This window comes from Cellulomonas algicola (assembly GCF_019024305.1).
In the GTDB taxonomy this organism is placed as follows: domain Bacteria; phylum Actinomycetota; class Actinomycetes; order Actinomycetales; family Cellulomonadaceae; genus Cellulomonas; species Cellulomonas algicola.
In genome coordinates this window covers 99,825-112,767 of the sequence record NZ_JAHKSJ010000002.1, presented here as the reverse complement: position 1 = coordinate 112,767, position 12,943 = coordinate 99,825, and the positions used below count along the sequence as shown (strand labels likewise).

Below are 12,943 nucleotides of genomic sequence, written 5' to 3'. Positions count from 1 at the left end.
GGCAAACCCGTTCCACCCCTCGGCGCGCACGACGTCGACACGCTCGCGTGGAGGTTCTGTCGCGCAGGGTGCAACAGAGCTTCCACGCGACGGCAGCCGCGGAGGGCGTGCGGCTCGCGCTACGCGGGCCGGTCGCGGGTATCGAACATCCGGGCCCGGGCGAGGTGAAGCGTTTGAGGGGGTGACGGGCGGGGCGCGGGGCGCGGGAGGCTTCCCGGCGACGCAGCAGGGGGCGCCGCGGACGGTCGCGCGCCACGGTCGACGCGACGACGCGGCGGCCGCCGCAGGGCGGCGTCGGAGAGGACCGGACATGTCCATCGCAGTCGTGCACGGCCGGGGCCGGCTGGTGCTCGCCGCGCTCGTCGTCGTGCTGCTCGCGGTCGTCGGGACGCTCGTCGCGCAGGCGTCGCGCGCGTCGGGGGCGGTCGCCGCGTGCGCCGTCACCTGGACGAACAACACGTGGCCCGGCGGGTTCACAGCCGACGTCCGGCTCACGACCGGCACGCCCCTGACGTCGTGGACCCTCACGTGGACGTGGCCGGGTGCCCAGCAGGTGACGTCGGCGTGGAACGCCACCGTGACGTCCGAGGGCAGCCGCGTCACCGCGCGCAACGCGGCCTGGAACGGCAACGTCCCGTCGGGCGGCACCGCGTCGTTCGGCCTGCAGGGGTCCTGGTCGGGTGCGAACACGGCACCGACCGACTTCGCCGTCAACGGCATCCCGTGCGACGGGCGTCCGACGACACCGCCGACGCCCACCGTCACCCCCACGCCGACCGTGACCCCGACGCCGACCGTCACTCCGACGCCGACGCCGACGCCGACGGTCGAGCCGACCCCGACCCCCACGCCGACCGTCGAGCCGACCCCGACCCCCACGCCCACCGTCGAGCCGACGCCGACGCCCACCCCGACCGCTGTCGGCTGCGGCAGCGCGGTGTTCTGCGACGGCCTCGAGTCGCAGACGTCGACGACGCCGTCGGGATCGTGGAGCGTCGTCACGCCCGACTGCTCGGGCCAGGGCCGCGTCGAGGTGGACTCGTCGATCGCGCACTCGGGCAGCCGGTCGCTCAAGGTCGTCGGCGCCGCGGGCTACTGCAACCACGTCTTCGCGAGGGCGGCGGCGGACCTCAGCGGGCTGTCGCAGGTGTGGCTGCGGTACTGGGTGCGGCACACGACGGCCCTGCCGACGTCGCACACGACGTTCCTCGCGATGCGCGACGCGGGCGACGGCAACCGCGACCTGCGCATGGGCGGCCAGAACGGCGCGCTGCAGTGGAACCGGGCGTCCGACGACGCGACGCTGCCCGAGCAGTCGCCCAACGGCGTCGCGCTGAGCCGGCCGCTGCCGACGTCGTCGTGGCACTGCGTCGAGGTGCAGGTCGACCGCGCCGGACGGCTCGCGACATGGCTCGACGGCACCGCGGTGACCGGGCTGACGGCGGACGGCACGCCGACGCACGACGTCGACGGGCAGTGGTACCGGACGGCCTGGGCACCCCGCCCGACGGACCTGCGGCTCGGCTGGGAGAGCTACGGCGAGGGCGCGGACACGCTGTGGTTCGACGACGTGGCCGTCGCGGGCTCCCGCCTGGGCTGCTGAGACCCCCCACGCACGGAGGGGGACGACGACCCCGTCGTGACGACCGCCGCGGACGAGGCAGCGGGCGTCAGGGCGGGGTCGTCCCGCGCGTGGCGTCGACGAGGGCCGCCCCGGCGGTCCAGGTCGGCGGGCGTCCGGGTGACGGTCGACGACCTGCACCGTTCCTCCACCCGAACGGCCTCGCGTCGTCGAGGGCCGGTCCTACGGTGTCCGCATGACGAGCGCGGTCGACGACGACACCCCCGCGGACGGTCCGCCGCCCCCACCGCCCGCGGGCGCACCGGCCCCGGCCTCGACGCCGCCCCCGGCGGGCACCGACGGGATCGTCGTCGAGGGTCTGCGGCGTGCGTTCGGGACCGTGCAGGCGCTCGACGGCGTCGACCTGCGGGCCCGAGCCGGTGCGGTCACCGCGCTGGTCGGCCCGAACGGCTCCGGCAAGACCACCCTGCTGCTCGTCCTGGCCGGCCTGCTCGTGCCCGACGAGGGGCGCGTGCTCGTCGCCGGGCACGACCCCGTCGCCGACGGACCCGGCGCACGCGCCCGCACCGGCTGGATGCCCGACGCGTTCGGCACGTGGGACTCCCTGACCGCGCGCGAGGTCCTCGGCACGTTCGCGGCGGCCTACCGGCTGCCGAAGGCGCAGGCCGACGCGCGCGTCACCGACCTGCTCGCGACCGTGCACCTGTCGGAGTTCGCCGACCGGCCCGCGAGCGTCCTGTCCCGCGGGCAGAAGCAGCGCCTCGGCCTCGCGCGGGCGCTCGTGCACGACCCGCAGGTCCTGCTGCTCGACGAGCCCGCGAGCGGCCTCGACCCGCGCTCGCGCGTCGACCTGCGGCTGCTGCTGCGACGCCTCGCCGACGAGGGCCGCACGGTGCTCGTGTCGAGCCACGTGCTCTCGGAGCTCGAGGAGATGGCCGACGACGCGGTCTTCCTGTCGAAGGGCCGCACGGTCGTCGACTCGTGGTCCGCCGACGCCACCGCGACGACCACGCGCACGTTCCACCTCAAGGCCCTCGCGGCCGGCCCGCTCGCCGCGTGGCTCGCGACCGCCGGCGTCGTGTGGCGCCCCGACGGCCCGACGGTCGAGACCGCGCCCGACCGGCCCGCGGGCGTCCTGGTCGACGTGACCGACGACGCCGACGCCGCCCGCGTCCTGCGTGCCGCCGTCTCCGCGGGGGTCGACGTCGCGTCGTACGCGCCCGTCGTCGGCCGGCTCGAGCAGGCCTACCTGGACCTCGAGGAGGAGCGCCGATGAGCGTCACCCCCGTCGACCTCGACGACGCCGCCGACACCACCCCGCCGCCCGTGCCGTCGGGGCCCCGCTCCGCGACCTGGGGACTCACGTGGCACGGCGTGCGGACCGTCGCCGCGCTCGAGCTGCGCCAGCGGGTCAGGTCGACCCGGTGGGTCGTCGCGCTCGTCGTCTGGTTCCTCGTCGTCGGCGCGCTGACGCTGCTGATCACGGGAGCGATCGGGACGATGGACGAGGAAGGCCTGCAGCGCGGTGCGATCGCGTTCGGCGCGGTCACGATGCTCGTCCTCGGGCTCGGGCTGCTCGTCACGCCGACGCTCACGTCCACCGCGATCAACGGCGACCGTGCCGCCGGGACGCTCGCGACGCTGCAGGTCACGCTCCTGACGCCCGCCGAGATCGCCGCCGGCAAGCTGCTCGCCGCGTGGGCCGCCGCGTGCGCGTTCCTCGTCGCGAGCATCCCGTTCCTCGTGCTCACGCTGTTCCTCGGCGACACTCCCCCGACGTCCCTGCTCGGCGGGCTGCTGCTCGTCGCGCTGCTGCTCGCGACCGTCTGCGGGATGGGCCTCGGCTGGTCGGCGCTCGTGTCGCGCACCGCCGGGTCGACCGTCCTCACGTTCGTCACCGTCGCCGCGCTCACCGTCTTCACGCCGATGCTGTTCGGGCTCACGCTGCCCGTGGTCACGACCACCGAGGACGTGCGCGTCTACGGGGTGCCGCCGCAGGAGGTCACGTCCTCGCTCATGGAGTGCGAGGAGTTCACGCAGCGGTCCGAGGTCATGCACACCGAGCGGACGTGGTGGCTGCTCGGCGCGAACCCGTTCGTGATCGTCGCCGACGCCGTCCCCGCGACGACGGACACGGCCGTGCCGCCGTCCGAGCCGCTCGGTGCGATCCGCGAAGGCGTCCGCGACCTCCGCGACGGGCCGCCGCCCGTCGAGGACTGGTGCTGGATCGACGACGCCAGCCCGGCCGACTCGACCGCCAGCCACAACACCGCACCCGTGTGGCCGTTCGGCCTCGCGCTGCACGTGCTGCTCGGCGCCGCCGGCTTCGTCGTCGCCGTCCGCCGCCTACGCGTCCCGCAGCACCGCCTGGCCCGCGGCACCCGCGTCGCCTGACCCCCCCCGACCGGAGGATCACCCGTGCTCGTCACCGGGGACGACGAGGCGACCCTGGTCGCGGTCGCGGGCACCGTCGCCCGCCACCCCGGCGTGCCCGACGGCGTGTACGCACGCGTCACCGACGACGAGGCGGACATGGGCACGGGGAGGCGCGTCGAGGTCGCCTGACGACCACCAGTCGCCTGACGACCGCCAGCCCGGAGCGGGGCGACCTGAGCGTCAGGACTGGAGGGCGTCGTACTCCGCCTCGGCGGCGACGTCGTCGTCGACGTCCAGACGCAGGTGCGCGAGCATCGTCTGGATGACGCGCAGCAGGCCCGACGCGCGCTCGCCCCAGTCCGACAGGTACGAGAACTGCCACCACCAGAGCGCCTCGGTGACCGAGCCCGCCTCGTAGTGCCGCAGCCCCTGCGCGAGCGCCTGCGCGATCGCGACCAGGTCGCCCGACACCGACGACTGCTCGAGCTCGGGTGTCACGAGCGGGTCGACGACCTCGGCGTACTCGTCGATGCCCTCGAACACGTTCGCGAGCGCAGCGCGCAGCGGGTCCACGTCCGGGTCGGGGCCGCGGTCCGGCTCGAAGCGCTCCGCCGGCACGACGTCCGTCGTCGCGCCCAGCCGCGCACCCACCGCGAGCACGTCCGACACCGCGAGCAGCAGCAGCGGCAGCGTCGCCTCGGGCGTCGTGCCCGCCGCGACCTCCGTGACCGTCGTCAGGTAGCTGCGGGACTCGTCCGCGACCGCGCGCGCCAGCTCCAGCAGGTCGGCGTCCGCCGTCGTCGCCTTCACGGTGTCCATCACTTCCCCCGTCCTCGCGTCCCGTCGCCGGGCCACGTCAGGCGCTGATGCGCCGTCGTCCCTCGAACGCCCGGCCGAGCGTGACCTCGTCCGCGTACTCCAGGTCGCCGCCGACCGGCAGGCCCGACGCGAGCCGGCTCACCGTGAGCCCCATCGGGACCAGCAGGCGCGCCAGGTACGTCGCGGTCGCCTCGCCCTCGACGTTCGGGTCCGTCGCGAGGATCACCTCGGTCACCGTGCCGTCGGCCAGCCGCGTCATGAGCTGCGCGATGCGCAGGTCGTCCGGGCCGACCCCCGCGATCGGGTTGATGGCGCCGCCGAGCACGTGGTACTTCCCGCGGAACTCGCGGGTCCGCTCGATCGCGACGACGTCCTTCGGCTCCTCGACCACGCACAGCGTCGTCGGCGAGCGGCGCGGGTCACGGCAGATGCGGCACTGGTCCTCCTGCGCGACGTTGCCGCAGATCTCGCAGAACCGGACCCGGCGCTTGACCTCGACGAGCGCGTCCGACAGCCGGCGCACGTCGGCCGGGTCCGCCGCGAGGATGTGGAACGCGATGCGCTGAGCGCTCTTGGGACCGACGCCGGGCAGCCGCCCGAGCTCGTCGATCAGGTCCTGGACCGCGCCCTCGTACACGCGGCCCAGCCTACGGTGTGGCGGGCGCGCCCCGGTGGTGCCGCAGGTCGCGCGTCGCCGCGCGCCACGACCTCCACCTCGAACCCGTCGCGGTCCTCCAGGTACGCCGCGTAGTGCGCCGGACCGCCGGCGAACGGGTGCCGGTCGGCGAACAGGAGCGTCCAGCCGTGCGACGGTGCAGCCGCCACGAGCCGGTCGACGTCGGCGCGCGAGCCGCCGTGGAACGCCAGGTGGTTGACGCCCGGCCGGCGACGCTCGTGCGCCGCTGCCACGACGTCCGGCCCCGACTCCAGCACGACGTACGAACCGTCCGGCGCGGTCCAGCTCCGGCCGTCACGCCACGTGTCGCGCGGCACGAACCCCATCGCGCCGAGCAGCCAGTCCCACGACGGGCCCGACGACGCCACGTCGCGGCACCAGACCTCGACATGGTGCAGCGACCCGCGCGCGCTCACCCCTGGGGGTCGTCGAACTGCTCGTCGATGACGGTCCCGCCCAGCAGCTGCGCGACCAGCGGCGCGCCGACCAGCGACGACGACGTGATGTCCGGGTCGTCCGGCGACGGCTCGTCGACCTCGTGCCGCGCGGCCGACCGGGCCGCCGACTCGCGCGCCGCCGCCGCCATCCCGCGCTCACGCGCCGACGGGGCCACGTCCGGCGGAGATTCGGGCAGCCCGGGCTCGCCCGGGTCGTCGTCCGGGGGCTCCGGGAGCGGCGCGTCGTCGTCCCACGAGGCCGCGGCCTCCGCGGCGCTCACGACACCGCGCGGCACCGGGACGGGAGCGGGCGGTGCCGCGACCGCCGTCGCCACGCCGGCCGCACCAGCGCCGGCCGACGGGCCGCCCTGGGCGTCACCCGACGCCGACCCGCCGTCCACGCCGCCGGGACCCGTCGGGGCGGCCGCGCGAGGGGCAGAGGTCGCGCCGGACGTCGCACCGCGGTGCGTCTCCTGAGCCGGCGATCCGCCCGAGGGTGCGGGACCTGAGGACGGTGCCGCCGACGGCCCGGCGCCGGACGGACGTCCGCCACCGCTTCCCGGCCCGGCCCCGGGCTCGCCGAGGATCCCCTCGACACGGACGTCGAAGCCGAGCGTCTCGCGCACCGCGCGGGCGACCACGTCGGCGTGCGCGCCGTTGCGGAACGTCGCCGCGAGCTGCGGGGTCGTGAACGACAGGCGCAGCGTCGTCGCGTCGAGCTCGGCGACCTGCGCGTTGCGCGGGTCGACGAGCGCCCACGTCACGCGGCGCAGTCCCTTGACGGTCTCGAGCACCTCGGGCCAGCGCCGACGCAGCACCTCGGTGTCCCGCGACCCGCCGGCCGCGGCGGTCGCCGGCGCGAGGCTCGCGGGTGCGGGTTCCGGTGCCGGCGCCGGTGCGGGCGTAGGCGCCGGTGCGGGTGACTGGCCGGGCGCGACGGACTCGCCCCGGTCCGCGACCGCCTCCGCCTCGGTGGCCGACCGATCCGCAGACGCGTCCCCGTGAGGTCGGCCCGCGTCCGCAGCCATCTCGCGAGCGCCCGCCGGACCGCCCGTCTCGGCAGGCCGCTCAGCGGACGCGTGCGCGTCCGCGTCGACGGCGGTCGCGTGTGCGTCCGGGTCGACGGCGGTCGCGTGTGCGTCCGCGTCGACGGCGGTCACGTCGCTGGGCTCGGTCGCGCCCGCGTCGACGGCGGTCCGGTCGTCGGGAACGGTCGCCTCGACGGGGGGTGTGGCCGCGTCGACAGAGCCCCGCCGTTCGCCCGCGGCAGGTGCGGTCGAGTCGTCCCCGGCCGTGCGCGCACCACCTGCGTCCGCGGGCGACGCCGGCGCCTTCACCGGGGGCCATGCGTCGTCCGCGTCCGAGGTGCCCGCGTCCTGCGCAGCGGAGGCACCGTCCGACGGGGTCGTACCGGCCGGCGCGGCCTGGTGACCAGCCGGCGACGCGGCGGCGGACACGGCCGGCTCGGCTGGGTGATCGGCCGACGACGCAGTCGCGGCCGCAGCGGCGGGTGCGGGCTGCTCGGCCTGGCGACCGGGCGTCGACGCGGGCACGGCGGCGCCGCGGTTGGCGAGCGCCTCCCGGACCGCGGCGGCGCCACGGGCGCCGCCGACGGCGGGCACGGGCATGTCGTCGGGGCGCGCGACCGGCGCCGCGGGAGCCTCCGCGTCGCCCGGGCCGACCAGGCGCGCCGAGGCGAAGGCGGCGCCGTCGGCGGGCAGGCCACGCTCGAGGCGGTCGAGGCGCGCGCCGAGGCCGGACCGGGTGTCGTCGGCGGCGGGCAGCAGCAGGCGCGCCATGAGGAGCTCGAGGTGGAGGCGCGGCGACGTCGCGCCCGTCATCTCGGTGAGGGCGGCGTTCGCGAGGTCGGCGGACCGGGAGAGCTCGGACGCGCCGAGGTGCTGGGCCTGCAGGCGCATGCGGGCGAGCTGGTCGGCGGGCACGTCCCGCAGCGCGGCAGCGGCGGCGTCGCCGGACGCGGCGATGACGATGAGGTCGCGCAGGCGCTCGAGCAGGTCCTCGACGAAGCGTCGGGGCTCGTGGCCGGTCGTGATGACGCGCTCGACGACACGGAACGCGGACCCGCCGTCACGCGCGGAGATCGCCTCGACGAGGTCGTCGAGCAGCGCGGCCGGGGTGTAGCCGAGCAGCGCGGCCGCGTCGTCGTAGTCGAGGCCGCCCTCGCCCGAGCCGGCGATGAGCTGGTCGAGCACGGAGAGGGTGTCGCGGACCGAGCCGCCGCCCGCGCGCACGACGAGGGGCAGCACGCCCGACCCGACGGGCACGCCCTCGCTGGCGCAGAGCTGCTCGAGGTAGGGCACGAGCACGTCCGGCGGGACGAGCCGGAACGGGTAGTGGTGCGTGCGCGAACGGATCGTGCCGATGACCTTGTCGGGCTCGGTCGTCGCGAAGATGAACTTGATGTGCGGCGGGGGCTCCTCGACGATCTTGAGCAGCGCGTTGAAGCCCTGCGGCGTGACCATGTGGGCCTCGTCGAGGATGAACACCTTGAACCGGTCGCGGGCCGGGGCGAACGTCGCACGCTCGCGGAGCTCGCGGGCGTCGTCGACGCCGCCGTGGCTGGCCGCGTCGATCTCGACGACGTCGAGGCTGCCCGAGCCGCCGCGCGCGAGCTCGACGCACGACGGGCACGTGCCGCACGGGGTGTCCGTCGGGCTGGCCTCGGTGTTCGCCTCGCAGTTGAGGATGCGCGCGAGGATGCGGGCCGACGTCGTCTTGCCGCATCCGCGCGGGCCGCTGAACAGGTACGCGTGGTTGACCTGGCCGCTGCGCAGCGCCTGCCGCAGGGGTGCGGTGACGTGGTCCTGACCGATGACCTCGGCGAAGTTCTCGGGCCGGTAGCGGCGGTACAGGGCTGTCGTCACGCGAGAACCCTAGACGCCCCCACCCACGCGCGGGAGCGTCCGTCCCCGGCCTGCACGGACGCGCGGCGACGCCGGCGACGTGCCGCGGACGGCCCGGTCAGCCGAGCAGCACGACGCCCGCGAGCACGAGCACGACGACGGCGCCGACGGGCGACGCCCACGACCGCCCGCGCTCCCCGACGACCCGCCCGAGCGCACCCGACACCACGCCGAGGACCGACTGCCAGGCCGCCGACGCGAGGCCCGCACCCGCCACGAACAGTGCGCCCGCGACGAGCACCGACGACCCGTCCGCGCCGAGCCGCACCGCGAGCCCGACCGCGACCGTCGCGAAGATCAGCAGCGTCGCGGGGTTCACGATCGTCAGCCCGACGAACCGCACGTACGCGGCCGCCGGGGTCGGTCGCGTCACCCACGCCCGGGGCACCGTCGCCGCCCCCGGCCCGCCGTCGGCGACGGTTCTTCCGCCGCCGGGCCCGGGCGGGTCGACGTCGACCGCGGGCGTCGCGGCGCGCGGCTCCACGGGCACGGCCGCGACGGCCACGCCTGTCTGGCCGGGCACGGCCGGCTCGGACGCCCCCGTCTCGCGCGGCGCGGCCGGGACGGTCGCGTGCGAGGTGCTCGCGCGGTCACGCCACCACGCGCGGAGCGCGAGCACGGCGACGACGACGAGCACCGCGGCGGCCACCCACCGCACGACGTGCTCGTGCTGGGCGACGACCCGTCCGACGGGTGCCCCCGCGGCGACGGCGACGGTCGCGTACAGCAGGTCGACGGTCGCCACGCCGAGCCCGGCGCCGATCGCGACGCGCGTCCCGTGCACGACGCCCTCGCGCAGCAGCAGCACCCCGATCGGCCCGACCGGCACGGCGACGGCGAGCCCGGCGAGCGCGCCGAGCAGCAGGGCGGAGGTCACGTCCACGCCGACCAGGATCGTCCCGTCGTGCGGCGCGCGTCGACGGTCCGCTGCGCAAGTCGTCGTCGGACTGCGAGAATGTGCGCCGTGGACGTCATCGACGACGCGATCCTTCGAGAGCTGACCGCGGATGCGCGGTTGCCGTTCCGCGAGCTCGGCGCGCGCGTGGGCCTCTCCGCGAACGCCGCGGCGGCACGCGTGCGCCGCCTGGTGGACGACGGCACGATCCGCGGCTTCACGATCGTCACCGGCCGCGCACCTGCGGGAGCGCCCGTCGGCGGGCTCGAGGTGTTCATCGAGGTGCGCCTGGCGCCGGAGACGACCAACGAGGACTTCCAGGCGGCGCTGCGACGCGCGCCCGGCTTCCCGCAGGTCCTCGACGCGGTGCACGTGACCGGCTCGTACGACTACCTGCTGCACGCGCTCGTCGCGGACCCCGCGTCGCTCGACCGCCTCGTCCGCCGGCTCAAGCGTGAGGCGGGCGCCGCGCAGACGTTCACGCGCCTCGCCCTGCGCGACCCCGAGCCCGCCTGACGCGCCGTCGTCGCGACGGTTCACCCCACCCGCGGGACGTCGGTCCCTGTCGGGCGGCGCGCGCCCGTCGATAGGTTCGACGACGGCTCACGACGCGCGAGAGGCAGCAGGAGATGACGTTCTGGCACACCACCGTCCTGGTGCTGGGCGCCGCGGGGTTCGTCCTCGCGCTCGTCGTGGTCGCCGCCGCGGGCTCCTACCTCGCGCAGTGGACGCGACGGGAGCGCTCGTCGCCCGAGGCGTGATCCTCCCGGATCCCGCCCGGGACGTGAAGGACCCCTCGCACACCCGCCAGAGCTCACCTGCCCTTGCTGCCTTCCGGCCCTGGGGGGGTTCAGCGAGATGACGCCGCACGAGGGGTCTGCCCACCAGCCTAACGGACGTGGGGACGCCCTCACGCACGGCCGAGCGGCGCACGGCCCGGACACGCGCGCGGCGACGGCCGTCAGTCCAGGACGTGCCGCAGGTAGCGGTGCGGGTCGTCGAGGAACCCGCGCCACCGCTGGACGAGGTCGAGGTCGTCCCAGTCGCACCGCCGCATCCCCCACTCGCCGACCTCCCAGACCGTCGCGCCGGGCAGCGCCGCGAGGATCGGCGAGTGCGTCGACAGGACGACCTGCGACCCGGGCGACCGGACGAGGTCGTGCAGGTGCGCGAGCAGCGCGAGGCAGCCGGTGAACGACAGCGCCGCCTCGGGCTCGTCGAGCAGGTACAGCCCCGGCTTGAACATGCGGTCGCCGACGAGCGACAGGAACGACTCGCCGTGCGACATCTCGTGGAACCGCGGCTCCGGGCGCATGCCCGGGTTCTCCTCGAGGTACGTGTAGAAGGAGTGCATCGTCTCGGCGCGCAGGAAGAAGCCGAACCGCCCGGCCCCGACGTCGCGCACGAGCCGGAACCGCAGCTCGGCCTCCGTCGGGCGCGTCGAGTGCGCGGACCCGATCGAGCCGCCCTCGGGTCCCATGTCGCGGCTGAGGGCGAGCGCCTCGACGAGCGTCGACTTCCCGGCGCCGTTCTCCCCGACCAGGATCGTCACGGGGTCGAGGTCCCAGCCCTCCTCCATGACCTGCCGCACGGCGGGGATGCGGGCGTACCAGGGCGCGTCCTCCTCGTCGGGCGCGCCCGACGGCTGCACGCGTCGCACGGGCAGCGGACGGTCGAGGCTCACGCCGCAGGTGTACCGGGCGGCCGGGCGCGCGTCCAGCGGGTGTGCGGGACGGTCGACCGGGCCACACTCGGAGGGGTGAGCAGCGACGGCATCCCGGGACCGGTGGCCGAGCCCCCTGCGGCACCTGCGCCGGGGACCGAGCGGTACGACTACGACCTCGTCGTCATCGGCTCCGGGCCGGGCGGCCAGAAGGCGGCGATCGCCGCGGCGAAGCTCGGGCACCGCGTCGCGGTCGTCGAGCGGCGGCACATGATGGGCGGCGTCTCCGTCAACACCGGCACGATCCCGTCGAAGACGCTGCGGGAGGCCGTCCTCTACCTGACGGGAATGGCGCAGCGTGACATGTACGGCGCGAGCTACCGCGTGAAGAGCGACATCACGATCGAGGACCTGTTCGCGCGCACGCAGCACGTCATCGGTCGCGAGATCGAGGTCGTGCGTGCGCAGCTGCTGCGCAACCACGTCGACCTGCACGCGGGCCGCGCGGCGTTCGTCGACCCGCACACCGTCGAGATCACCGACGACGACGGGCGGCGCACCCGGATCTCGGGGCGGTTCGTCGTCATCGCGACCGGGTCCCGTCCGCACCGTCCCGACACCGTGCAGTTCGACGAGCGGACCGTCGTCGACTCCGACGGCGTGCTCGCGCTCGACCGGGTGCCGGGGTCGATGGTCGTCGTCGGCGCCGGGATCATCGGCATCGAGTACGCGTCCATGTTCGCCGCGCTCGGGACCCGCGTGACGATCATCGACAAGCGCCCGACGATGCTGGAGATGTGCGACCCCGAGGTCGTCGAGTCCCTGAAGTTCCACCTGCGCGACCTGTCGGTGTCGTTCCGGCTCGGTGAGGAGGTCGCGGGCGTCGACACCGGCTCGCGCGGCACGGTGACGCGGCTCGCGTCGGGCAAGAAGATCGCCGCCGACACCGTCATGTACTCCGCGGGCCGGCAGGGGCAGACGGCCGGGCTGAACCTCGAGGCCGCCGGGCTGCAGGCGGACAAGCGCGGGCGGATCGTCGTCGACGAGGACTACCGGACCGCCGTGCCGCACGTCTTCGCCGTCGGCGACGTCATCGGCTTCCCCGCGCTCGCGGCCACGTCCATGGACCAGGGCCGGCTCGCCGCGTACCGCGCGTTCGACGAGCCCGCGCGGGAGCTCGCGGCCGTCCAGCCCATCGGGATCTACACCATCCCGGAGATCTCGTACTGCGGGCGGACGGAGGACCAGCTCACCGCGGACGCGGTCCCCTACGAGGTCGGGATCGCGCGTTACCGTGAGCTCGCACGCGGCCAGATCGTCGGCGACTCCTACGGGATGCTCAAGCTGCTCGTGCACACGGAGACGCGGGAGCTGCTCGGTGTGCACATCTTCGGGACGTCGGCGACCGACCTCGTGCACATCGGCCAGGCGATCATGGCGTGCGGCGGCGACGTGGACTACCTCGTGGACACCGTGCTCAACTACCCGACCCTGTCCGAGGCGTACAAGGTCGCGGCCCTGGACGCCACGAACAAGATCCGCGCGGTGGCACGGTTCAGCGAGGTGTGACG

The 12,943-nt window shown here is 75.5% G+C and carries 13 protein-coding genes and 1 other RNA gene; 7 read left to right on the top strand and 7 right to left on the bottom strand.

The features are described from left to right. Positions 1–310 precede the first annotated feature (310 nt). From KOV94_RS00565 to KOV94_RS00550, 4 genes are all read left to right on the top strand, one after another. Entirely contained in the window at positions 311–1,603 is a 1,293-nt protein-coding gene (locus KOV94_RS00565) for a cellulose-binding domain-containing protein (protein ID WP_218050930.1), read from the top strand. Positions 1,604–1,817: 214 nt separating this feature from the next. Continuing rightward, the gene (locus KOV94_RS00560; protein WP_218050929.1) at positions 1,818–2,858 is read left to right on the top strand and encodes an ABC transporter ATP-binding protein; all 1,041 of its coding nucleotides are present in this window, start codon (positions 1,818–1,820) and stop codon (positions 2,856–2,858) included. Beyond that, on the top strand, positions 2,855–3,976 hold the full coding sequence (locus tag KOV94_RS00555; protein WP_218050928.1) for an ABC transporter permease: 1,122 nt from the start codon (positions 2,855–2,857) through the stop codon (positions 3,974–3,976). Before KOV94_RS00560 ends, KOV94_RS00555 begins: the two co-directional genes overlap by 4 nt. Before the next feature lie 24 nt (positions 3,977–4,000). Continuing rightward, positions 4,001–4,147 carry a hypothetical protein gene (locus tag KOV94_RS00550; protein ID WP_160142820.1) on the top strand — a complete coding sequence of 49 codons (147 nt, stop codon included), beginning with the start codon at positions 4,001–4,003 and terminating at the stop codon, positions 4,145–4,147. 51 nt (positions 4,148–4,198) lie between these two features. Here KOV94_RS00550 and KOV94_RS00545 read toward each other — a convergent pair whose 3' ends face one another. From KOV94_RS00545 to KOV94_RS00525, 5 genes are all read right to left on the bottom strand, one after another. Next, positions 4,199–4,777: a DUF5063 domain-containing protein gene (locus KOV94_RS00545; protein ID WP_168677595.1), complete on the bottom strand. Its 579-nt coding sequence runs from the start codon at positions 4,775–4,777 to the stop codon at positions 4,199–4,201. Between the two features lie 37 nt (positions 4,778–4,814). Then, the gene (gene recR / locus KOV94_RS00540; RefSeq protein ID WP_124341671.1) at positions 4,815–5,414 is read right to left on the bottom strand and encodes a recombination mediator RecR; all 600 of its coding nucleotides are present in this window, start codon (positions 5,412–5,414) and stop codon (positions 4,815–4,817) included. Further along, positions 5,387–5,869 carry a VOC family protein gene (locus KOV94_RS00535; protein WP_218050927.1) on the bottom strand — a complete coding sequence of 161 codons (483 nt, stop codon included), beginning with the start codon at positions 5,867–5,869 and terminating at the stop codon, positions 5,387–5,389. Before KOV94_RS00535 ends, recR begins: the two co-directional genes overlap by 28 nt. Further along, a complete protein-coding gene (locus KOV94_RS00530; protein WP_308160296.1) occupies positions 5,866–8,775 on the bottom strand; it encodes a DNA polymerase III subunit gamma and tau in 2,910 nt (969 codons plus the stop codon). The genes KOV94_RS00535 and KOV94_RS00530 overlap by 4 nt, the downstream gene beginning before the upstream one ends. Positions 8,776–8,872: 97 nt before the next feature. Then, positions 8,873–9,697, bottom strand: coding sequence for a LysE family transporter (locus KOV94_RS00525; RefSeq protein ID WP_218050926.1), 825 nt, complete (start codon positions 9,695–9,697; stop codon positions 8,873–8,875). 72 nt (positions 9,698–9,769) lie between these two features. On the opposite strand from KOV94_RS00525, the gene KOV94_RS00520 reads away from it, so the two are divergent. After that, entirely contained in the window at positions 9,770–10,225 is a 456-nt protein-coding gene (locus tag KOV94_RS00520; protein ID WP_200829759.1) for an Lrp/AsnC family transcriptional regulator, read from the top strand. Between the two features lie 113 nt (positions 10,226–10,338). After that, positions 10,339–10,470, top strand: coding sequence for a hypothetical protein (locus tag KOV94_RS20880; protein WP_255490122.1), 132 nt, complete (start codon positions 10,339–10,341; stop codon positions 10,468–10,470). Between the two features lie 23 nt (positions 10,471–10,493). Here KOV94_RS20880 and ffs read toward each other — a convergent pair. After that, an RNA gene (gene ffs, locus KOV94_RS00515) (signal recognition particle sRNA small type) lies at positions 10,494–10,590 on the bottom strand. Positions 10,591–10,670: 80 nt separating this feature from the next. Continuing rightward, a complete protein-coding gene (locus KOV94_RS00510) occupies positions 10,671–11,393 on the bottom strand; it encodes an AAA family ATPase (protein ID WP_218050925.1) in 723 nt (240 codons plus the stop codon). 75 nt (positions 11,394–11,468) lie between these two features. On the opposite strand from KOV94_RS00510, the gene sthA reads away from it, so the two are divergent. Then, positions 11,469–12,941 (top strand): Si-specific NAD(P)(+) transhydrogenase, encoded by a 1,473-nt coding sequence (gene sthA, locus KOV94_RS00505; RefSeq protein WP_218050924.1) that lies wholly within the window; start codon positions 11,469–11,471, stop codon positions 12,939–12,941. Positions 12,942–12,943 lie beyond the last annotated feature (2 nt).

Bases quoted from the DNA above. Each gene is read 5' to 3' on its own strand.
- KOV94_RS00555 (WP_218050928.1), top strand. From the start codon at position 2,855: ATGAGCGTCACCCCCGTCGACCTCGACGACGCCGCCGACACCACCCCG.
- KOV94_RS00545 (WP_168677595.1), bottom strand. From the start codon at position 4,777: ATGGACACCGTGAAGGCGACGACGGCGGACGCCGACCTGCTGGAGCTG.
- KOV94_RS00560 (WP_218050929.1), top strand. From the start codon at position 1,818: ATGACGAGCGCGGTCGACGACGACACCCCCGCGGACGGTCCGCCGCCC.
- KOV94_RS00565 (WP_218050930.1), top strand. From the start codon at position 311: ATGTCCATCGCAGTCGTGCACGGCCGGGGCCGGCTGGTGCTCGCCGCG.
- KOV94_RS00520 (WP_200829759.1), top strand. From the start codon at position 9,770: ATGTGCGCCGTGGACGTCATCGACGACGCGATCCTTCGAGAGCTGACC.
- KOV94_RS20880 (WP_255490122.1), top strand. From the start codon at position 10,339: ATGACGTTCTGGCACACCACCGTCCTGGTGCTGGGCGCCGCGGGGTTC.